This is a genomic window from Alcaligenes pakistanensis (assembly GCF_014652815.1).
Lineage (GTDB): Bacteria > Pseudomonadota > Gammaproteobacteria > Burkholderiales > Burkholderiaceae_B > Alcaligenes > Alcaligenes pakistanensis.
The window spans coordinates 163,843-186,377 of sequence record NZ_BMZN01000005.1; the positions used below are offsets into that span (position 1 = coordinate 163,843).

Here is a 22,535-nt window from a genome sequence, read left to right on the forward strand (position 1 = left end):
CGGTAAGTAAGGAAAGAGAAATGGCTGAGCGATCGTTTGTCGAAGAAGTCAAAAAGCTGCGCCTGGGTGATGGAGACGTATTCAGTGGCGAAGGCATCCTGGCGGTGACCAAGGCCCTGCTGGAGTCGGGCGTGTCCTACGTGGCCGGTTACCAGGGTGCGCCTATCTCGCACTTGATGGACGTGCTGGCCGATGCCCAGGACATCCTGCAAGAGAACGGCATCCGTTTTGAAAACAGTGCCAGCGAAGCAACCGCGGCGGCCACCTTGGCAGCGTCGGTTAACTACCCGCTGCGTGGTGCCATCACGTTTAAAGCGACGGTCGGCACCAACGTGGCCTCGGACGCGCTGGCTAACCTGGCCTCCGGTGGGGTCAAGGGTGGTGCGCTGATCATTGTGGGCGAAGACTACGGCGAAGGCTCGTCCATCATGCAGGAGCGTAGCCACGCTTTTGCCATGAAATCGCAAATGTGGATGCTGGACCCGCGTCCTAACCTGCCCTGTATTGTGCAAGCGGTAAAAGACGGCTTTGATCTGTCTGAAGCGTCCAACACCCCTGTCATGTTGCAGCTGCGCATTCGCGCCTGTCACGTGCATGGTCAGTTTGTGGCTTCGGATAACCGTCGCGCCAAATTCACTATTAAAGAAGCCATGGAGCAGCCCACACGCGATATCAATCGCATTGTGTTGCCGCCCGCCAGCTTCATGCATGAAAAAGAAAAGATCGAACAGCGCTGGCCTAACGCCGTCAAGTTCATCGAGGAGCGTCAGCTCAATGAATTCTTCGCTGATGGTACCGATGACGTCGGTCTGATCGTTCAAGGCGGTGGCTACAACACCGTGATCCGTGCTCTGGAACACCTGGATATGGCCGATGTGTTCGGCGAATCCAAAGTGCCTATGTACGTCATGAACGTGGCCTATCCGCTGATCGAGTCCGAAATCGTTCGCTTTTGCGAAGGCAAGCGTGCGGTGCTGGTGCTGGAAGAGGGTCAGCCCAACTTTGTTGAGCAGAACATCTCCGACATCGTGCGTCGTCACAAGGTGGACGTAACGCTGCACGGCAAGGATCTGCTGCCTCTGGCCGGTGAATACAATACCGCCACCATGCTCAAGGGCCTGCGCGCCTTCATGGAAAAGTACGAGCGCGTGGAACCCTTGCCAGCTCGCAAGCCACGCGTCATCCCGATGAAAGTCGAGACTGTGGAGCGTCCTAAAGCCGAAGAAGCCAGCTTGGTGGAAGCGGCCGAGATCAAACCCATGGGCAGCCTGGATGAGAACGTCCACGCCCGTCCTCCTGGGTTTTGTACTGGCTGTCCAGAGCGTCCTATTTTTACGGCGCTCAAGATGGTTGAGCGCGAGTTGGGTGAACACCACGTATCGGCCGACATTGGCTGTCACCTGTTCTCCATTCTGCCGCCGTTCAATCTGGGTAACACCACCATGGGCTACGGTCTGGGTGGAGCCGGTTCAGCCGCATTGAACGTGAATTCGGACAAGCGCGCTATTTCGGTGATGGGCGATGGCGGTTTCTGGCACAACGGTTTGACCAGTGGTATTGCCAACTCGGTGTTTAACCGCAGCGATAACCTGACCATTGTGATCGACAACAGCTACACGGCAGCGACGGGCGGTCAGGACATCCTGTCCTCCAAAGCCAAGAACGAAACCCGTAGTACAGGTCACCTGATCGAGAAAGCCGCGCGCGGTGTGGGTGTTGAGTGGTTGCATATGGTCCGTAATACCTACGACCTGAAAGCCATGACCAAATCCTTGCGTGAAGCCCTGACGACCAAAGAAAAAGGTCCCAAGGTGCTGGTGGCGCAAAGCGAATGTATGTTGAACCGTCAGCGTCGCGAGAAAGGCCAGGTGCGTAAAGCCGTGGCTGCGGGCGAACGTGTGGTGCGCGAGCGCTTTGGTGTGGACCCGGACACATGTACCGGCGATCACTCCTGCATCCGTTTGTCGGGTTGCCCTTCCTTGTCGATTCGCCCCAACCCCGACGCTCTGCGTCAGGACCCGGTGGCAAACGTCATGAACAGTTGTGTTGGTTGCGGTCTGTGTGGCGAAGTTTCCCACGCTGCGGTTCTGTGCCCGTCTTTCTACCGTGCACAGGTAGTGAGCAACCCGACAGGCTGGGATAAGTTCCGCGAAAAAACCCGCCGTGGCTTTATCGGTTGGTTGCAGCGTCGTGACGCTGCGCGTCGTGATCGTCTGGCCTTCTAAGCACACCCGTAGAGATTCTTATCATGCAGATCAAACCAATCAAGATTGCCATTTTGGCCATGGGTGGCGAAGGCGGCGGCGTGTTGGCCGACTGGATCGTCAACCTGGGCGAACAAAACGGTTACTTCGCACAGACTACTTCGGTGCCCGGTGTGGCCCAACGTACGGGCGCCACGATTTACTACGTGGAACTGTTCCCGCATTCGGCGGTGCCGGATGGCAAAAAACCCGTGCTGGCCCTGATGCCCATGCCCGGTGACGTAGACGTGGTGCTGGCCTCCGAACTGATGGAAGCGGGTCGTGCTGTTCAGCGTGGCCTGGTCTCCGATGACCGCACCACGCTGGTTGCATCGACTCACCGTGTCTATTCCATCGCCGAAAAATCGGCCATGGGTGATGGCCGTGTGGATGACAATGCACTGATCGCTCACGCCAGCCAGGCTGCCAAGCGTTTTGTGTACTTCAATATGGAAAAAGCGGCCGAAGATTCGGGTAGCGTGATTTCCGCTGTGCTGTTTGGCGCCTTGGCCAGCACCGGTGTGTTGCCCTTTAGCCGCTCGCAGTTCGAGCAGACAATCGAACGCGGTGGTGTGGGCGTCAAGCCTAGCTTGAAAGCGTTTGGTGCAGCCTACGCTCGCGTGGCCGAAGGCGATGCCGGCAAGGCCGAGTCTGAAAACAAGCCAGTTGATATGGCCAGCCTGGCTCCGCGTGACCCTGCCGTGGCCAAGCTGATTGAGCGTGTGCGTGCCGAAGTGCCCGCACAGGCCCAGCCTATCGTGGTGGAAGGGGTGCGTCGTGTACTGGATTTCCAGGACGTGGCCTACGCCAATGTCTACCTGGACCGCCTGAAAAAGATCAGCCAGTTTGCCCGCCCTGACGATGTGGCCCTGATCCGCGAAACCGGCCGTTATCTGGCACTGTGGATGTCCTACGAGGACGCCATTCGTGTAGCCGAACTGAAAACGCGTTCCAGCCGTTTTGACCGTGTGCACAAAGAAGTGCGTGCGGCGGATGGCCAGATCGTGGCGATTAATGAGTACATGCACCCCCGTGTGGAAGAAATCAGCGAAATCCTGCCTTTTGCAAGCGTAGGCCGTTGGTTGATGCGTCCTACCTGGGGTAACAAGCTGGTCAAGTCCCAGACCAAGTCCGGTCGTGTGATTCAAACCAGTTCCGTGCGTGGTTTCATTCCCTTGTACCTGCTGTCCGGCTTTAAGCGCTGGCGTCGTCGCACGCTGCGTTACCAGGCTGAGCAGCAGCGCATTGAAGGTTGGTTGAAGCAGATCGAGCAGGCGGCTGATGCCCACCCGGCTCTGGCCCTGGAGATTGCCCAGTGTCAGCGTTTGGTCAAAGGCTATGGCGATACCCATGCCCGTGGTTTGCGTAACTACCAGACCGTGATGTCGGCGCTTGAGCGTAACGCCAGCACCATGTCGCCTGCCTTGTTGGGCACCCTGCGCGATGCGGCTTTGGCCGACGAGCATGGAACCAAATTGGAAGCGGCACTGCGCCAGTACGCACTGGTGTAAGGGGCTCACCAGGCCGCTTTCGGGCGGTCTTGGTGAAAACCCTTGAGGACGCATTTTTAACCCGCCAAATACTTTATTTCTAAAATATTCATAGTAGAATGTAAATTCGGATTGGCACTGCGCCCAAGGCCTTTAACGCCAGACAGCCTGTGTCTACTTGGCCACTTGTTCAAGCAAGCATATCCCGCCGGTTGGTCAAACGAATTAGCCAAAGTTTGGGGGACAAAAGAATATGAATCAAAGCGAAGCAGCACTTGAATTCCTGGTAGAGCCGGCCGATGCCGGGTTTGAGGGTCGTGTCGGCCCCAAGGACCCCGCCAGCCTGAAATTGTGGTTGCGCATGCTCACCTGCACCAAGCAGATCGAGGACGAAATTCGTCGCCGCCTGCGCCAGAATTTTGATATTTCGCTGGCCCGCTTTGACTATATGGCCCAGCTGTACCGCTATCCGCAGGGCTTGAAGATGGGCGAGTTGTCGCGCTATCTGATGGTGACTGGCGGCAATATTACCGGACTGACTGACGAGCTGGCCCGCGAGGGCATGGTGTCTCGCCAGAGCAGCCCCACCGATCGACGTGCTTGGGTGTTGCGTCTCACCCCCAAGGGCAAAAGCAGTTTCGAGGCAATGGCCCAGGCCCACAGCGACTGGATTGCAGAAATGTTTGAAGGTCTGGGTTCCGAGGAAGTCGTGCACATCCATCAGCACCTGGGCCTGTTACGGGTTCATCTGCAAAGCGCGGCTGGCTAGCATTCGGGGCATCTTGCCGGTTTTTTAACGCCGGGCAGGATGCGGATAGCGCCGTATAAAGGCGCACAAAACACTGGCTGAAAAGGTGTCTACAACATGGTTTCCAAGCTGTACGAACAAGAACATCGCATCCGTTTTTCGGAATGCGATCCAGCGGGTATCGTTTTTTATCCGCAGTACTTTGTGATGTTTAACGACCTGATGGAAGCATGGATCGACTCCATGACCCCCGAGGGTTTTCACAACATGATCACCAGCAAACGGGTGGGTATGCCCTCGGTGCACATTGAGGCCGAGTTCAAATCCATCAGCCGTATGGGTGATGATGTGGTGATGAGCCTGGGTGTGGAACGCATTGGCAACAGCTCCTTGAAGCTGCGTTTGCGTTGCACGGGTAAAGACGGTGTGTTGCGCATGCAAGTGCGCCAGACCGTGGTGACCACCTCGCTGGAGACGCACCTGGGTATTGCGATCCCTGATTTTCTGCGTAATCCCATGCAAGAGTATGTGATTGCCGAGCAAGAAAACAGCAATGCATAACGCAGTTTGATGTAGTGGCAGGCAGTATGCAGGTCGGCTATTTTTTTGACTTAAATAGTTGACTTGTATAATATTTATTAATAAATATACTATGCTCAGAAGCATGTATTCAGACCATACGGACATATCATGAATATCGTATGTATTGGCGGCGGCCCATCCGGCTTGTATTTCGGTTTGCTGATGAAGTTGCAGAATCCTCAGAACGAGGTTTTTGTGATCGAGCGCAACCGACCGTACGACACTTTTGGCTGGGGTGTGGTGTTCTCGGACGCGACCATGGAAAACCTGCGTGAAGCTGACCCTGTGTCCGCGCAGACCATCGGTGATGCGTTCAACCACTGGGACGACATTGAGTGCCATTTCAAAGGTAGCGCCGTGCGCTCCAGCGGTCATGGCTTTATCGGGATTGGTCGCAAGAAATTGCTGAACATCCTGCAAGCTCGCTGTGAAGAGGTCGGTGTCAACCTGGTCTTTGAAACGGTTGTGACTGACGAGGCCGAACTGGCCCGCAAATACAACGCCGATATCCTGATTGCTTCTGACGGCATCAACAGCGCGATTCGTACACGCCACGAAGACGTATTTCAGCCTGACATTGATACCCGTAACTGCCGCTTTGTCTGGTTGGGTACGGAAAAGGTGTTTGACGCCTTTAACTTCATCTTTGTTGAAACTGAGCACGGCTGGTTCCAGGCTCACGCCTACCGCTTCCAGGACGGCCTGTCTACGTTCATCGTGGAAACGCCTGAAGAGACCTGGCAGAAAGCCGGTATTGGTGAGATGTCGCAGGAAGAGGCCATTGCCTACTGCGAAAACCTGTTCGCCGACCACCTGGATGGCAACAAGCTGATCAGCAACGCCACGCACCTGCGCGGTTCGGCTATCTGGATCCGCTTCCCACGCGTTATCTGCAATAAGTGGGTGAATTGGCAAGATTACGGTACCGGTAAACAGGTTCCTGTTGTGCTGATGGGTGATGCAGCCCACACCGCTCACTTCTCTATCGGTTCCGGCACCAAGCTGGCTCTGGAAGATGCCATCACGCTGGCTAAGCACATGGACCACGAGTCCATGGAAGAAGCCTTGAAAGATTACGAAGCAGCCCGGAGCATTGACGTATTGCGCATTCAGAACGCTGCCCGCAACTCGACCGAATGGTTCGAGAACGTGGCCCGTTACGCCAATATGAAGCCCGAGCAGTTCACCTACTCCATGCTGACCCGTTCGCAGCGCATCTCGCACGAGAACATGCGTATGCGTGACGCCGCCTGGCTGGAAAAATACGAGCGCTGGATGGCGACCGAAGCTGGTCTGCAACTGGCCGACGGTGAAAAAGCCCCTTCGCCCATGTTCACTCCCTTCAAGCTGCGCGATATGCAGTTGAAGAACCGTATTGTGTTCTCGCCTACCCTGATTTACAGCGCTCAAGACGGCGTGCCCGGTGCTACGCACCAGGTGCATTACGGTAGCCGCGCTATGGGTGGTGCTGGCCTGGTGATGGCTGAAATGACGGCAGTGACGCCTGAAGGTCGCGTCACCCCCGGTTGTACCGGTCTGTGGAACGACGAGCAGGCCAATGCCTGGAAACCGGTCGTGGCATTTGCCCATGAACAAGGTGCCAAGATCGGTGTGCAGTTGGGTCATGCTGGCCGTCGTGGTTCGACGCAGCTGGGTTGGGAAAAAGCCAATAAGCCGTTGGCTGAAGGCAACTGGCCTTTGGTGTCGGCCTCGGCTCTGCCCTACCAGGCTGGCGTAACCGCGGTTCCTGCCGAGATCACTCGCGCCCAGATGGACGAGATCCGTGATGCTTTTGTGGCCGCTGCCAAGCGCGCTGACCAAGCCGGTTTTGATTGCATCGAATTGCAAGCCGCCCACGGTTACCTGCTGTCCAGCTTCATCTCGCCGCTGACTAATCAGCGTAGTGACGAATTTGGTGGTAGTCTGGAAAATCGCATGGCTTACCCGCTGGAAGTGTTTGCAGCTATCCGCGCCGTCTGGCCAGAGAGCAAGCCCATCATGGTGCGTATCTCGGCAACAGACTGGGCCGAAGGCGGCAACACGGCGGACGACGGTGTGGAAATTGCCCGCCTGTTCAAGCATGCCGGTGCCGATCTGATCGACGTGTCCTCGGGTGAAGTGGTGCTGGAACAGCAGCCAATTTACGGCCGCATGTACCAGACCCCATTCTCTGACCGTATCCGTAACGAGGCCGGTATCGCCACCATGGCGGTGGGCTCGATTATGGAAGCGGATCACGCCAACAGCATTATTGCCGCAGGCCGTGCTGACCTGTGCGCCTTGTCGCGTGGCTTTTTGGCCGAAGCGAACTGGCCACAACGTCAGGCTGCGGACTTGGGCTACACGGACCTGGCCTGGCCTGTTCAGTACGAATGGGGCAAGGACTGGTTGCAGCGCCAAACTAAACGTGCGCCAGTGGCCCAGGACGGCCCTGCTAAGTCATAAAACACGAAAGGAGACAGCATCATGTCGGAAGAACGTTTTGACTCCCACCGCGAAAGCGTGCTCGGTCGTGCGAATGTTGAGGACACGCCCGAATTGGTGAAGTACTACCAGGATTTGACTAAATTTGAGGCCGCCGCCCTGTGGACTGTTGCCAACAAGATTGAGCCCTGGGAACCCAAGTCCGAGTCCGTGCCGGTTGTGTGGCGCTATCGCGATCTGCGTGACTACGTGTTGCGTTCCGTGGATCTGGTCAGCCCTGAAAAGGCGGGTCGTCGGGTGATTTACCTGAACAACCCCGGTCGTCAGGATGTGGCAGCGGCAGTGGGCTGGTTGTACTCCGGTTTGCAGGTCATGAAACCGGGCGAAGCGGCTTCCGCGCATGCACACTCTGCGTCGGCCTTGCGATTCATTATGGAAGGCCGTGGTGCCTACACCATCGTGGACGGCCACAAGATGACGCTGGGCGCCAACGACTTCGTGCTGACGCCTAACGGCTGCTGGCACGAGCATGGCGTTGAAGCCGATGGCCTGCCGTGCGTTTGGCAAGATGGTCTGGATATTCCCTTGGTTAATGCCTTGGAAGCCGGGTTTTACGTTGTTCATCCTGATCTGTCGCAGGCAGTGACCCATCCGGTCAATGATGCAGTGGGTATCTGGGGTGGCCGTGGCCTGAAACCGACTTTGCACGACTGGCAAAAACCGTACTCGCCCCTGCTCAAGTACGAGTGGGAGCCAACCTACGAAGCCTTGTCGGCCTACGCCAAAGTTACCGATGGCAGCCCGTTTGATGGCGTCATCATGGACTACATCAACCCGCTGACCGGCGGCCCTGTCATGGCCACCATTGGCGCCAGCATGCAAATGCTGCGTCCTGGTGAGCACACCAAGGCCCACCGTCACACGGGCAGCATTATTTACCAATGCGCCAAGGGTGAAGGCTATTCCATCATCAATGGCAAACGTTTTGACTGGCGCGAACGCGACATTTTCTGCGTACCATCCTGGATGTTCCACGAGCACGTGAACGGGTCTTCGTCTGATGACGCCTGCCTGTTCTCGTTCCACGATCTGCCTGTGATGCGTGCCTTGAATCTGTACCGCGAAGAAGCGCTGGCCGAGAACGGTGGCCACCAAGTCTTGCTGTAAGACTACTTAATTAAGCTATGTGAACGGCCTGCTCCGGCAGGTCGACCTGATTTACTTAAGCCATCCGCATAGATGGCCCAATCTGGAGATAGAAATGCGTCTTGTAACGTACCGTAGTGAAGTTGCTGCCGCTGGCCGCCTGGGTGCCATTGTGGGCGATCTGGTGATTGACCTGGGTTACCTGGGTGATGCCACGGGCCACATGCTGCCTGACAATATGCTCGATTTCATCGACCTGGGCCCAGCTGCTGTGACCTCCACGGCTCGCTTGCTGGAAACCTACGCCGACGACATGCCTTTTGGTGTGGCTCTGCCCCTGGCTAACGTCAAGCTGTTGGCTCCTATCCCACGCCCACGCAAGAACATCTTTGGTATCGGCCTGAACTACGTGGAACACGTGGCCGAATCCAGCCGTACTTTGGACACCTCCAAAGAACTGCCTAAAGAGCCTGTGATTTTCTCCAAGCCACCAACCTCGATTGTTGGCCCTGGCGATGCCATCGAGCACAACAAGAACATCACTCAGCAAATGGACTGGGAAGTTGAACTGGCCGTGATCATGGGCACCCGTGCTCAGCGCGTGGCTAAAGAAGACGCCCTGAAATACGTGTTTGGCTACTCCGTCATGATCGACGTGAGCGCCCGCGACTGCCGTCGTGCCGGTCAGTGGATCTACTCCAAAGGCCAGGACACTTACGCTCCTTTCGGTCCTGTGATCGTGACCGCTGATGAGCTGACCGATCCGCACAACCTGAACCTGAGCCTGACTCTGAACGGTGTGACCAAGCAAAGCTCGAACACCAAGCACCTGCTGTTCAACGTGAACCACCTGATCGCTGACATCAGCGCCGGTATCACGCTGGAGCCCGGTGACATCATCGCAACCGGCACCCCAGAAGGCGTGGGCGCTGGCCGTACTCCTCAAGAGTGGATGTGGCCTGGTGACGTCGTGCACGCTGTGGTTGAAGGCATTGGCGAACTGCGTCACCCCATCGTGGACGTGACCCCCCAAAACTAAGTAAAGGAGAGCATGATGCTGGAATTGCGTCAGTTCAAGGCCGCCGCCGTTCAGGCAGCGCCGGTGTTCCTGGACACGAATGCGACTATCGAGAAAGTGTGTCGTCTGATCAATGAAGCTGCCGACAACGGTGCTGAGCTGATCGCCTTCCCCGAGGTTTTCGTATCCGGTTACCCCTACTGGAGTTGGGTGATGAACCCGATCGAAGGCAGCCCGTGGTTCGAGCGCCTGTGCAAATCGGCCATCGAAGTTCCCGGTCCCGAGATCCAGAAGGTTGCGCAAGTTTGTCGTCAGCGCAAGGTCAACGTGGTGTTGGGTGTGAACGAGCGCAGTCCCGTTGGCATCGGCACCCTTTACAACACGCTGGTCACCATTGGTGCCGACGGCCGCATTCTGGGCCGTCACCGCAAACTGGTTCCAACCTGGGCTGAAAAGCTGACCTGGGCCAACGGCGACGCCTCCTCGATGCGTGTTCATGACACCACGATCGGCCCGCTGGGTGCCTTGGCGTGCGGCGAAAACACCAATACGCTGGCTCGTTTCAGCCTGTTGGCTCAAGGTGAACTGGTCCACGTGGCCAGCTACATCTCTTTGCCCGTCGCGCCGAAAGACTACGACATGGCCGAAGCGATTCGTCTGCGTGCCGCTGCTCATTGCTTTGAAGGCAAAGTGTTTACCGTTGTGGCGTGCTCCACCGTATCCGAAGAAATCATGGATGCGATGTCTGCTACCCACCCCGAAGCACGCGAGTTGCTGGCTCGTCCCAACAGTTCGTTCTCGGGCATTATTGGCCCCGACGGCCGCGTTCAGGGCGAAGCACTGATCGACAAGGAAGGCATTGCCTACGCCGACATCGATCTGTCGCGCTGCATTCAGCCTCGTCAAATGCACGACATTACCGGTCACTACAACCGTTTTGACGTGTTCGACCTGCGTGTGAACCGCAAGGCTTTGACGCCTGCCCGCTTTTACGAAGGCGATGCAGCGTCCCAGCCAGACCTGAATCCTGCCGAGTTCTCCGTTCTGGACGACAAGGAAGTGTAAGAAGGTTCAAGACGGTCCCTTTCCAGAGATGGATCGGGACCGTTTTTTGACAGGCCCGGCGGTATCGGGTCTGCCAGAATCGCCATTGCAGCCTGGCTGCCGTGGTTAAGGATGCAAGCTGCTCGTCTTAGGCCGGGCAGTACCGGACGAGGGACCGGGCTGTGTAAACAGCAGATCCCTATCCTGCAGGGCGCCATGCGCACCGGGCAGGCAACGATAACGATGACATAAGATCCACGTAGGAGATGAAATGAGCGACAAGCACCCATTGGCAGGCCTGATTCAGGCGATTGACAGCAAGCAGGTCCGTTTCGTAGACCTGACTCAGACTCTGTCCCCCAGTTTCCCTGCTTTGCAGTTGCCCCCCCAGTTTGGCCAGACTGCTGGCTTCTCGATTGAGCGCATCAGCCAATACGACGAAAATGGCCCAGGCTGGTACTGGAACAACTTCACCTGTGGCGAACACACAGGTACCCACTTTGATGCGCCTGCGCACTGGATCTCCGGCAAGGATCATCCAGACAATACCGTTGACACCATTCCGGTTGATAACTTCCTGCGCCCGGCCGTTGTGGTCGATGCTTCCGCTGAAGTGGCCCAGAATGAAGACTTCATCCTGACTTCCGAGTTCCTGTTGAACTGGGAAGCCAAACATGGCCGTATCCCTGAAGGCGCCTGGGTGCTGTTTCGCACCGATTGGTCCAAGCGTGTGAACGACGCTGAGGCGTTCCTGAATATGCGCGAAGACGGTGCTCACACTCCTGGCCCAGCCCAGGAAGCGGTGGAGTGGATGATTCACGAGCGCAAGGTTCACGGTTTTGGCGTTGAAACCATCAACACCGATGCAGGCCAATCCTACGCCTGGCCCGTTGGCTACCCTTGCCACACCCTGATGCACGGTGCTAACCGTTACGGTTTGCAGTGTCTGTGCAATCTGGATCAGTTGCCCCCTCAAGGTGCACTGATTATGTCGGCCCCTCTGAAGATTGAAGGCGGTTCCGGCAGCCCATTGCGCGTGGTTGCACTGGTCGCCCAGTAAGCTGAAAATGGTGGGAAAGTGGCAGAACGGTGCGCAGCACGGTTCTGCTGTTTTCTCACCTAGTGGTTTTCCATTATATTCAGCGGTATATATTGATCCGTAAACTATTCATCAATAAAATAAATTTACAAGAATGAATAGAGATCCAGCCGTACAGCCAGTTTTGGTGTCAGACAGCCGGTTTTAGCGGAGACAGCCGACGAGTCACACGCAGCCCTTTGGGCCCGCGATACCGTCCCCTTGCCGCACTAGGCGTTACATCATGACATGGCTTGGCCTTTTCGGCTGGGTAATTGATGTAGTCATGCTCAATGGTAGGCACATGATGGATACTTTTGAACTCGTCATCCGGGACATCCAGAACGCATCCCCGCTGATTCGCAGTTTTACGCTCGAGCCTGCCCAGGCTGGTTCCTTGCCCGCGTTTGCTCCCGGCTCGCACCTGCAGGTGCAGATTCCGGATCTGAACGATCACCGCTGTTATTCCCTGATTTCGCTGGAAGCAGACACCGAGTCGGGTCCGACCCGCTACCGTCTGGGCGTGCGTCTGGAAGACAATAGCTCGGGTGGTTCGCGCTTTATGCACGGCCTGAAAGTGGGCGATACGCTGCGCGTGGCTGGCCCCAAGAACGACTTCCCCCTGCATGCGGCTGCAAATGGCGAAACCGAAACCGTGCTGATTGCCGGTGGTATCGGTATCACCCCAATTGCCAGCATGGCGGCGGCCCTGCATCACCAAGGTCGCCCTTACCAGCTGCACTATGCCGGTCGTAGCCTGGAACAGCTGGCTTTTCTGGATGAACTGAGCGCCCTGTCCGGCCCGGCCCTGCGCCACTATGCCGACGACAGCGACAGCCGTTTCTGCCTGAATACCTTGCTGGATGGTTTGTCCAAAGACCAGCATATCTATGTGTGTGGCCCCAAAGGCATGATTGATGCCGTGATCGAGGCCTGTAAACAGCGTAGCTGGCCAACAGACCATGTTCACTTTGAGCTGTTTATTACGGCGGCTCCGCAGGAAGGCGACCAGCCTTTTGAAGTGGAACTGCGCCAAAGCGGTGTGACCCTGCAGATTCCTGCCGACAAGACCATTGTGGATGTGATGGAAGAGCAGGGCCTGGACCCCATGATCGACTGCAAGCGCGGCGAGTGCGGCGTCTGTACCTGCGATGTGATCGAAGGCGAGGTTGACCACCGCGACTACTTCTTGAGTGACTCGGAAAAAGCCAGCAACAAGGTCATCCAGATCTGTATTTCCCGTGCCAAGACCCCGCGTCTGGTGCTGGATCTATAAAGCCCAAGGGCGACGGAGAACATGATGGAAAAATATCGTGAGAACCCCCAGGCCATCCGCGAATTAGTACGCGAGGCCGAGGTCCACAAGGATTTGTACATCAGCCAGGAGCTGTTTGAACTGGAGATGGAGCAGCTGTTCGTCAATACCTGGGTCTACGTTGGTCATGCCAGCCAAGTGCCCAATAAAGGCGACTTCTACACCACCACGGTTGGTAATGAGTCCGTCATTATGGTGCGTCATACCGATGACAGCATCCGCGTGCTCTACAACCGTTGCCCGCACAAAGGCGTGCAAGTGGCCGGCGAGACCTGTGGCAATACGGGCAAATTCTTCCGTTGTCCCTACCATGCCTGGACCTTTAAGACCGACGGCTCCCTGCTGTCCATCCCCTTGAAGAAAGGCTACGAGAACACCGGCTTTGAATGTACCGAAGGCAGCAAAGGCATGGCCGCTGTCCAGAACGTGCAGGTGTACCGCGATTTCGTGTTCTGTCGTCTGGCTGACGAAGGCGTGAGCTTTGAAGACTTCTTTGGCGAGTCCCTGAGCACTATCGACAATATGGTGGATCGCTCGCCTGAAGGCCGCCTGGAAGTGGCCGGTGGTGTGATGCGCTACATGCACCAGTGCAACTGGAAAATGCTGGTCGATAACCAGACCGATACCTGTCACCCCATGGTGGCGCATGAGTCTTCGGCGGGTACCGCCGTGAAAGCCTGGGAAGCCGCCCCTGCGGGTACCCCCAAGCCTATGGCTGTGGAATTGTTTGCCCCTTTCATGTCGCCTTACGAGTTCTACGAAGGCATGGGCATTCGTGTCTGGGAAAACGGCCACGGCCATACCGGCGTCAGCAATTCCATCCATGCTGATTACTCGGAAATCCCTGGCTACTGGGATCAGATGGTTGAAACCTATGGGGAAGAACGCGCCAAAGCCATTTTGGGCGATACGCGTCACAACACCTGTTATTTCCCCAACATCATGGTCAAAGGCCCGATCCAGACCTTGCGTTTGTTCAAGCCCATTGCAGCGGATAAAACCCTGGTGGAGTCCTGGACCTTCCGTCTGGTGGGTGCGCCTGACACCTTCCTGGAACGTACCCTGATGTACAACCGCCTGATCAACGCACCGACCTCTATGGTCGGCCACGATGATCTGGAAATGTACGAACGTGCCCAGCAAGGTTTGCAGTCGCGTGGTCGCGACTGGATGAACCTGGCCCGTTTGGTGGAAAAAGACGAAGACCAGCAAAAGAACGTGGTGATCAACGGCACCAGCGAAATGCAGATGCGCGCCCAGTTCCGTGCCTGGTTGAAGTTCATGCTGCCCGAGCAGCAGGCTAAACAAGAAGAGGAATGACCATGAGCGAAATCAGCCGTCAGGCCCTGATCGATTTTGTGTATGCGGAAGCCCGCCTGCTGGACGAACAGCGCTACGAGCAATGGCTCGACCTGTTCACAGAGGATGGCTACTACTGGATGCCCTTGGTGCACGATCAGCAAGACGCCCGTTTGCATGCGTCTCTGATGCACGAGGACAAGCTCTTGCTGCGTATCCGTGTGGAACGTCTGGCAGGCCGCCGTACCTTTTCTCAGCAGCCCAAAAGCCGCAGCCATCATTTGATCCAGCAGCCCACTGTGGAAAGCATGGACGAAGAAAAAGGCGAATACACGGTGCGTTGTGCCTTCCACTACACGGAAACGCGCGGCGACAACCAAGACATTTATGTAGGTTGGAATACCTATACCCTGGTGCGCCAGGACGACGCTTTGAAGATCCGTCTGAAACGGGTGGATCTGCTTAATTGCGACGCGCCTTTCGGCAATATCCAGTTGTTTATGTGACAGGACAGGAGAATTTTTGATGGCCAACACCACGGTCTACCAGGCTTTTCGAGACACCGCCCAACAATGGGGCGACAAGCCATTTGTATGTACCCTGCCTGAGACCGCCGAGATCTACGGTATTGAAGCGGGCGAGCTGACCTATGGTCAGGCTCTGGAGCGTATCGACGCCTTGCGCGCTGGTTACGCCGCCGCTGGCTACGGCCACGGCCACCGTGTCGGTATCCTGCTGGAAAACCGCCCGGTGTTCTTCCTGCACTGGTTTGCACTGAACAGCCTGGGTGTGTCTATTGTGCCGATCAACCCGGATCTGCGTGCTGCCGAGCTGGAATACCTGATCGGCCATTCGGAAATGATCATGGCGATTGCCCTGCCCAGTCGTCACCAGGATCTGGTGGAAGCGGCTCAGCGTGCCGGTCAGCCGTTTGCCATCATGGCCGATGGTGATGTGCCCCCTATGGTGGAGCGCGCCGCCTCCCGTTCCTGTGACATTCCTGATGAAAACAGCGAATGTGCCCTGCTGTACACCTCTGGCACCACAGGCCGCCCCAAGGGCTGCATGCTGGCCAACCAGTACTTCCATTACGCCGGTGAGTGGTATCGCGACATTGGCGGCCTGGTTTCGCTGGAGCATGGCAAAGAGCGCATGCTGACCCCGTTGCCTCTGTTCCACATGAATGCGATGGCCTGCTCGACGATGGCCATGATTAAGACCGGCGGTTGTCTGATCTCTCTGGACCGTTTCCACCCACGCAGCTGGTGGGATTCGGTGCGCGATTCCGGAGCAACCGTGGTGCATTACCTGGGCGTGATGCCAGCCATTCTGATGAAGGCGGCCGCCAGCGAAAAAGACCGTGAACACAGCGTGCGCTTTGGCTTTGGCGCCGGTGTGGACCGTGGTCTGCATCCTATCTTTGAAGAGCGCTTTGGTTTCCCCCTGCTGGAAGCCTGGGCCATGACCGAAACCGGCGCGGGTGCCAGCATCATCGCCAACCACGAGCCACGTCACATCGGCACTTCCTGCTTCGGCAAGGAAATGCCCGTCGTGGAAGTGCTGTTGCGTAAAGACGATGGCGAACCGGCCCAAGCCGGTGAAAACGGCGAGCTGCTGGTGCGCTCGGCGGGTGACAACCCACGTTACGGCTTTTTCTCCGGCTACTGGAAAGATCCAGCAGCGACTGACGAAGCCTGGGAAGGCGGCTGGTTCCACACGGGCGACATTGTTTGCCGTGACGAAGAAGGCTACCTACACTTTGTGGACCGCAAAAAGAACGTGATCCGTCGCAGTGGCGAGAACATCGCTGCCGTGGAAGTGGAAAACATCATGCAGCAGCACCCACTGGTGCGTTCCATTGCCGTGGCCGCCGTGCCTGACGCGATCCGTGGCGACGAAGTGATGGCGCTGGTGGTACCCCACAATCCAATCGAAACCCAGGAACAGCGCGAACAGGCTGCCCAGGAAATAGTGCAGTGGGGGTTGACCCAGCTGGCCTACTTCAAGGTGCCCGGTTACGTCCTGTTTGTGGATGCCCTGCCGCTGACCTCGACCAACAAGATTCAGCGCGGTGAGCTGAAAACGGTTGCTCTGGCCGCCTTGGAAAACCCAGCCTGCGTGAACACGAATCACCTGAAAAAACGTCAGGAGGCCTAAGCCCATGGCCTTGCCGCAACAAGCCCGCCTGGGCTACGACGATGTGGTGCTGGTTGCTCCGGTAACCATCCCTTACGAGCGCCATTCCGAGCAGACTGCCCATTGGTGGCTGGGTGCGGCATTGGGCCAGTTGCTGGCCCAATCCGGCCTGAAGAAAGCCGATGTAGACGGCGTGTGCGTGTCCAGCTTCACGCTGGGCTCGGACACTGCTGTAGGCGTCATGCAGCATTTTCAGATGAGCCCGCGCTGGCTGGACCATATTCCTATGGGTGGGGCCAGCGGCGTGGTAGCCATGCGTCGTGCGGCTCGCGCTGTGCAGTGTGGTGATGCGTCGATTGTGGCGTGTATTGCCGGCGATACCAATCAGCGTGAGTCCTTCAAGAACACGGTGTCGGGCTTTTCGCGTTTCTCGCAGGATGCCGTCTACCCTTACGGTGCCGGTGGTCCCAATGCCAGCTTTGCGCTGCTGACGGACTACTACATGCGTCACTACGGTGCCACGCGTGAAGACTTCGGCAAGCTGTGCGTCGCCCAGCGCGACAATGCGCTGCGCAACCCGCACGCCTTGATGAAAAAACCGCTGACGCTGGAACAGTACATGGAGGCACGCGTCATTGCTGACCCTATCCATCTGTTCGATTGCGTGATGCCCTGCGCCGGAGCCGAAGGCTACCTGGTCATGCGCCGTGAGCAGGCTGAAGCACTGGGCCTGTCTTATGTGCGTATCCGCTCCACCATCGAACGTCACAACGCCTTCCCGGAAGACGCTGTGCAGCATCGCGGTGGTTGGGCCATGGATAAGGACGCCTTCTATGAACACGCGGGCCTTAGCCCGGCAGACGTGGGTTTCATGGAAACCTACGATGACTATCCCGTTATCAACGTCTTGCAGTTTGAAGACCTGGGATTTTGCGCCAAGGGCGAAGGCCCTGAGTTCATCCGCAAGAACAGCTTTACCGTGGATGGCAGCTTTCCCTTCAATACCAGCGGCGGCCAGCTGTCGGTAGGCCAAGCCGGTGCAGCCGGTGGCTATCTGGGTCTGGTTCAGGCCCTGCGCCAATTGACCGATACCGCAGGCGACACGCAAGTGGCTAATGCCCGCATCGGTCTGGTGTCCGGCTTTGGCATGATTAACTACGACCGTGGCATTTGTACTGCTGCGGCCTTGCTGGAACGGGGGCAGTGATGAGCGATACCCAAATCTTGCCACCGGGCGCACGCAGCGCCACGGCAATCGGACTGACCGAGGCCGCCCAGCGCGGCGAATTCGCCCTGCAAGTGTGCCCGTCCTGCGGCACGGTGCAATACCCCGCACGCGATGTTTGCGGCCATTGCCTGCACACCACGCTGAACTGGAAAACCGTAGCGGATACCGGCGTGCTGCGTGCCACGACCACCTTGCATCACAGCAACGAACCCTACTTTCAGGCACGACTGCCCTGGCGTATCGGCACCGTTCAGCTGGACTGCGGCCCGTTTGCCATCGCCCACTTGCCTGAAGGCGGGCAGGCCGATGAGAACGTGCGTCTGAGTCTGGAACTGGATGCCGGTGGCGTAGCCGTGCTGGTGGCGCGCCCTGCGCCTTGAATTTGCCTGGAGACAATCAAGATGACACAAGCTCAATACACCGCCATCGTGACGGGCGGCAGCACCGGTATTGGTGAAGACATTTGCCGCAAGATGCTGGATCAGGGTTACACCGTGGTGTGCATGGCGCGTAACGTCCTGCCCTGGACGCACGAGCGTCTGCACTGCGTGCAAGTAGATTTGCTGGATGCCGTGGCAACTGAAAAAGCCGCTAAAGATATTGCCGCACGCTTTGAAGTCACCCACTTCATCCACAACGCTGGCGTGATTTGGCCTGCCTTGCTGGATGAGGTTAAATTGGAAGACTTGCAGGGCCTGACTCAGATTCACCTGGGCGCTGCCTTGCAGATTACCCAGGCCGTGGTTCCCGGCATGCGCGAGCGCCACTTTGGCCGCATCGTATTGATGTCCTCGCGTGGCGCGCTGGGTCTGCAAACCCGTACCGCCTATGCCGCGACCAAGGCAGGCATGTTGGGCATGGCCCGCACCTGGGCGCTGGAATTGGCGGACCAAGGCATTACCGTTAACGTGATTGCCCCCGGCCCCATCACCACCAATATGTTTTACGACGTGGTCGAAGCCGGCAGCGAACGCGAAGCCAAGCTGGCCGCCTCCATCCCTGTGAAGCGTTTGGGCCGTGCGGATGATATCAGCCGCGCCACCATGTTCTTCTCGGACCCTGAAAACAGCTTCATCACCGGCCAGACCCTGTATGTCTGCGGTGGCGCCAGCGTGGGTACGCTGACAATCTGATCAGACCCGATAGTGCGGTGATCCTGTTCTGATCGTTATGCACGGCATTCAACCCCTTGGGAAATGCACTGGATTTCAACAGTTAGACACTGCTCTAACTTCGGGACCAGTTCATAACCAAGGGGTTTGTTGTTTGGGACCTTGGATGGCCCGCCAGGGGCTGCCTTAATACAAGGATGTATCTGAGCGACTCCACAAACGGTGGGCTCTATGCCCAACTATCGAGAGGCCGTTCCATTACGTACTCTTTTTTTGTTGTCTGAAAGAAACTGACTTCACTCTTTCTACGTGAGTTGCTAGGGGTCTAAACCGGCCTTTTAGTGGTTTTTTGTCACTTTCAAGCGTTAATCTCATCCTGCTTGATAGGGGCCGAAGCCAATGTGCGCGCCGGTTCCACCGGGTTTACCCCAGCTCTTGAACAGAGTGATAGCGACACTTTGCGACCGTATTTCTTGCCATGTGAGACCGCAACCCCGAATCCATGATTTTGGATGGAATTAAGGGTTTCTTTCTATTTACCTGGATTTGTTCATCTATAAACTATTTAGAACAGAAATATAACAATGCGTCCCTGTTTTCAGGGGCGCATGATGACCCAAAAAACTGGCCTGTCCGGGCCGAAATGAGTGGAGCTGTAATGAACGACGATCTGCCAGGAATGGAGCTGGTGCGTTCACGTGGAGTGGTACGAGTTGTAGAGACAATTCTGGATACTGCCTGTGTGGTCATCTTGGTCCTGATGACAGGGATCACAACCGTGGATGTAATAGGCCGGTATGTATTCCATGCCCCTTTATTGGGTGCGTATGAAGCCAGCGAACTCTTGCTGGGCGTGCTGATTTTTGCGGCCTTGCCGCGTGTCACCTGGCACCAGCAGCATTTAACCGTCAGTCTGATTGATGCCTGGCTGGGCCCTATGGCCCGTCGTATCCAGCAATTCGTGATTAATGTCACGTCCACGGTCATGTTAGCTGTGCTGACTGTGTACCTGTGGAATCACGCCAATGAGCTGGCCGGCTACGGTGATATGAGCAATGCCTTGCAAGTGCCCATCGCCCCATTCGCCTACATCATTGCCATCATGACCGGCATCGCCACTCTGGCTGCGTTGCTTCAGGTTTTTCGCTCTCCCCGCCGATAAAGACGGAGTTTTTTCATGTTGATTTCTATTATCGGACTGGCTGTCCTCTTGGGTAGCTTGTTTTTGGGTTTGCCCATTGCCTGGGGCATGCTGCTGGTTGGCACGCTGGGTTTTGCTTTTTTCACAGGCATGGAAGCGGCCTTGAGCATGGCGGCGCAGACCAGCTATGACACCGCAATGAGCTACAGCTTTACCGTTTTGCCGCTGTTCATTCTGATGGGCAATCTGGTGAACGCCTCGGGCCTGTCCAAAGACCTGTACAAAGCCGCTAACGCCTTTATTGGTCATTTGCGTGGTGGTCTGGCCATGGCGACTATTGTTGCCTGTGGTGCCTTTAGCGCGCTTTGTGGCTCCAGTATGGCTACTACAGCGGCCATGGGTCGCGTGGCCATGCCCAATATGCGCAAGTACAACTACGACGACCGCCTGGCCACTGGCAGTATTGCAGCGGGCGGCACCTTGGGCATTTTGATTCCGCCCAGCGTGATGATGGTGGTCTACGGTATCTTGACCGAGACCGACATTGGCAAGCTGTTTGCCGCTGGCTTTTTGCCCGGCATGGTCGCCATGCTGATGTATCTGATTACGGTCATGATCATTACCGCGATCAACCCCAACCTGGGCCGTCCTGGTGAAAAAGCCAGCTGGCGCGAGCGCTTTGAGGCCACCAAAGGTGTGATGGCCATCACCGTGCTGTTTGTGGTGATCATGGGTGGTATCTACGGTGGTGTTTTCACCCCGACCGAAGCAGCGGGTATTGGTGCTGCAGCGACCTTCTTGCTGACCTTGAAGCGCCGTGGCTGGCAGCCACGCATGTACCTGACGGTGCTGATTGAAGCGGCGCAAACCACGGCCATCATGTTTGCCCTGGTGATCGGTGCTTTGGTATTCACCAACTTCCTGACGGTAGCGGGCCTGCCCAATCAATTGCTGGGTTTCATCCAGGGCATTGATGTCTCGCCCATTGTGGTGATCCTGATTATTTGTGCCATTTACCTGGTTCTGGGTTGCTTCCTGGAAACCATGTCCATGGTCATGCTGACCGTGCCGATCTTCTACCCGATCGTAGCCTCCTTGGGCTTTGACCTGGTGTGGTTCGGAATCATCGTGGTGGTGGCGGCTGAAATCAGCCTGATTACCCCGCCCCTGGGCCTGAATATTTTCATGATCAAAAACGTGATGCCTGATGTTCCTTTGGGCACCATCATCCGGGGTGTTACACCCTTTGTCATGATGGATATCTTGCGTTTGTTGTTGCTGGTGTTTGTCCCTTGGATTGTTCTGGTCATCCCGAACAGTATGTAAACCTGGCCCGGATGCAGGTGTGATCCAGGCAGCAGTAAAGCCGCTGAGCATGCAGGCCCAGTCCTGTTGTCAGTCTTTCAAGCGGCCAAGACGTCGGGTTGTCATGGCCCGGCAGCAAAATAATTTACGAGGAGTCGAGATGCGTGTTTTTAAGAAATTGGCCTTGAGCCTGGGCCTGGCAGCCGCCGCCCTGGCACCGACCATGCCTTCGGTTGCCGCTGAAGTCACTACCCTGCGTTTTTCCCAGTGGATGCCCCCAGGCCACTTTATCGTGACCAATATGTTCGAACCCTGGGCCCAGGAAGTGGAAAAAGCCACCGAAGGCCGTGTGAAAGTTGAGTTCATCAACGCGCTGGGCAAACCTCAAGCTCACCTGGATCTGGTGCGTAACGGTATTGCGGACATGGGCATGTCGGTGCACAGCTACACAGCCAACCGCTTCCCGCTGATCGAGATTGCCGAACTGCCCTTCACCACCGATGACGGTGGCGTGAACTCGGTCGCCTACTGGCGCACCTACGAAAAATTCATGATGGGTGCGGACGAACACAAAGGCGTGAAGTTGCTGGGTATGTGGACCAGCCCTGCCACCGTAATTTTCACCAGCCAGGACAATGTGCAAAGCATTGAAGACCTGAAAGGTAAAAAACTGCGTTCGCCTAGCCCCCTGTTTGATGCCATCGGCAAAGCCCTGGGCATCGTGACCGTGAACGCACCGGCATCGGACAGCTACGAAATGTTGTCGCGTGGCGTGATCGACGGCATGTACTTCCAGTACGACCAGCTGGATAACTGGAAACTGGACAAACTGGTCAAGACCGCCGTGTCCGTGGAAGGTGGCTTTGGCAAATCCAGCCAGTACATGTTCATGAACGAACGCAAATGGAAGAGCCTGTCTGAACAAGACCGTGCTGCCATCGAAAAAATCAGCGGCGAATGGATTGCCAACGACTTCGGTACCAAATGGCAGGTTGCCGAACAGCAAGCCATTGAAAAGCACACCGCAGCGGGCCTGAAGACCCTGCGTATCGAAGGCGAGGCCGCCACCCAATTGCAAGAGCGTCTGGCCTTTGTTGAAGAAAACTGGATTAAAGCCGCCGACAAGAAAGGCGTAGACGGTAAAGCCGCTCTGGCCTATTTCCGCGAGCAGATCAAAGAGCTGAGCGCTGCCAAGTAATAAACCGTTAGAGGCGAGCTATTGGCCT

General features: G+C 56.7%; 19 protein-coding genes. All 19 read left to right on the plus strand.

Annotated elements, in window-relative coordinates:
* Window positions 1-20: 20 nt before the first annotated feature.
* Window positions 21-2,225: a thiamine pyrophosphate-dependent enzyme gene (locus tag IE156_RS16185; RefSeq protein WP_189393679.1), complete on the plus strand. Its 2,205-nt coding sequence runs from the start codon at window positions 21-23 to the stop codon at window positions 2,223-2,225.
* Window positions 2,226-2,248: 23 nt separating this feature from the next.
* Window positions 2,249-3,754 carry an indolepyruvate oxidoreductase subunit beta family protein gene (locus IE156_RS16190; protein ID WP_189393680.1) on the plus strand — a complete coding sequence of 502 codons (1,506 nt, stop codon included), beginning with the start codon at window positions 2,249-2,251 and terminating at the stop codon, window positions 3,752-3,754.
* Between the two features lie 232 nt (window positions 3,755-3,986).
* Entirely contained in the window at window positions 3,987-4,502 is a 516-nt protein-coding gene (locus IE156_RS16195; RefSeq protein ID WP_189393681.1) for a MarR family winged helix-turn-helix transcriptional regulator, read from the plus strand.
* A gap of 96 nt (window positions 4,503-4,598) precedes the next feature.
* Entirely contained in the window at window positions 4,599-5,042 is a 444-nt protein-coding gene (locus tag IE156_RS16200; protein ID WP_189393682.1) for an acyl-CoA thioesterase, read from the plus strand.
* A gap of 129 nt (window positions 5,043-5,171) precedes the next feature.
* Window positions 5,172-7,508: a bifunctional salicylyl-CoA 5-hydroxylase/oxidoreductase gene (locus IE156_RS16205; protein WP_189393683.1), complete on the plus strand. Its 2,337-nt coding sequence runs from the start codon at window positions 5,172-5,174 to the stop codon at window positions 7,506-7,508.
* Window positions 7,509-7,529: 21 nt separating this feature from the next.
* Window positions 7,530-8,654, plus strand: a complete 1,125-nt coding sequence (locus IE156_RS16210; RefSeq protein WP_189393684.1) for a cupin domain-containing protein — start codon at window positions 7,530-7,532, stop codon at window positions 8,652-8,654.
* A 94-nt stretch (window positions 8,655-8,748) separates the two neighbouring features.
* Window positions 8,749-9,672 (plus strand): fumarylacetoacetate hydrolase family protein, encoded by a 924-nt coding sequence (locus IE156_RS16215; RefSeq protein WP_189393685.1) that lies wholly within the window; start codon window positions 8,749-8,751, stop codon window positions 9,670-9,672.
* Between the two features lie 15 nt (window positions 9,673-9,687).
* Window positions 9,688-10,716, plus strand: a complete 1,029-nt coding sequence (locus tag IE156_RS16220) for a carbon-nitrogen hydrolase family protein (protein WP_189393882.1) — start codon at window positions 9,688-9,690, stop codon at window positions 10,714-10,716.
* Between the two features lie 250 nt (window positions 10,717-10,966).
* The gene (locus tag IE156_RS16225) at window positions 10,967-11,755 is read left to right on the plus strand and encodes a cyclase family protein (protein WP_189393686.1); all 789 of its coding nucleotides are present in this window, start codon (window positions 10,967-10,969) and stop codon (window positions 11,753-11,755) included.
* 325 nt (window positions 11,756-12,080) lie between these two features.
* Window positions 12,081-13,049 carry a PDR/VanB family oxidoreductase gene (locus tag IE156_RS16230; protein ID WP_189393883.1) on the plus strand — a complete coding sequence of 323 codons (969 nt, stop codon included), beginning with the start codon at window positions 12,081-12,083 and terminating at the stop codon, window positions 13,047-13,049.
* Between the two features lie 24 nt (window positions 13,050-13,073).
* Window positions 13,074-14,408: an aromatic ring-hydroxylating dioxygenase subunit alpha gene (locus IE156_RS16235; protein ID WP_189393687.1), complete on the plus strand. Its 1,335-nt coding sequence runs from the start codon at window positions 13,074-13,076 to the stop codon at window positions 14,406-14,408.
* Between the two features lie 2 nt (window positions 14,409-14,410).
* Complete coding sequence (locus IE156_RS16240) at window positions 14,411-14,893, plus strand: aromatic-ring-hydroxylating dioxygenase subunit beta (RefSeq protein WP_189393688.1); 483 nt, start codon at window positions 14,411-14,413, stop codon at window positions 14,891-14,893.
* 19 nt (window positions 14,894-14,912) lie between these two features.
* Window positions 14,913-16,544: an AMP-binding protein gene (locus tag IE156_RS16245; protein ID WP_189393689.1), complete on the plus strand. Its 1,632-nt coding sequence runs from the start codon at window positions 14,913-14,915 to the stop codon at window positions 16,542-16,544.
* A 4-nt stretch (window positions 16,545-16,548) separates the two neighbouring features.
* Entirely contained in the window at window positions 16,549-17,730 is a 1,182-nt protein-coding gene (locus IE156_RS16250) for a thiolase family protein (protein WP_189393690.1), read from the plus strand.
* Window positions 17,730-18,131, plus strand: a complete 402-nt coding sequence (locus IE156_RS16255; protein ID WP_189393691.1) for a Zn-ribbon domain-containing OB-fold protein — start codon at window positions 17,730-17,732, stop codon at window positions 18,129-18,131. Before IE156_RS16250 ends, IE156_RS16255 begins: the two co-directional genes overlap by 1 nt.
* A 21-nt stretch (window positions 18,132-18,152) precedes the next feature.
* Window positions 18,153-18,884, plus strand: a complete 732-nt coding sequence (locus IE156_RS16260) for an SDR family NAD(P)-dependent oxidoreductase (RefSeq protein ID WP_189393692.1) — start codon at window positions 18,153-18,155, stop codon at window positions 18,882-18,884.
* Between the two features lie 637 nt (window positions 18,885-19,521).
* Window positions 19,522-20,025 (plus strand): TRAP transporter small permease, encoded by a 504-nt coding sequence (locus IE156_RS16265; protein WP_189393693.1) that lies wholly within the window; start codon window positions 19,522-19,524, stop codon window positions 20,023-20,025.
* A gap of 15 nt (window positions 20,026-20,040) precedes the next feature.
* Entirely contained in the window at window positions 20,041-21,330 is a 1,290-nt protein-coding gene (locus IE156_RS16270) for a TRAP transporter large permease (protein WP_189393694.1), read from the plus strand.
* Between the two features lie 139 nt (window positions 21,331-21,469).
* Window positions 21,470-22,507: a TRAP transporter substrate-binding protein gene (locus tag IE156_RS16275; protein ID WP_189393695.1), complete on the plus strand. Its 1,038-nt coding sequence runs from the start codon at window positions 21,470-21,472 to the stop codon at window positions 22,505-22,507.
* The last annotated feature ends 28 nt before the right edge of the window (window positions 22,508-22,535 follow it).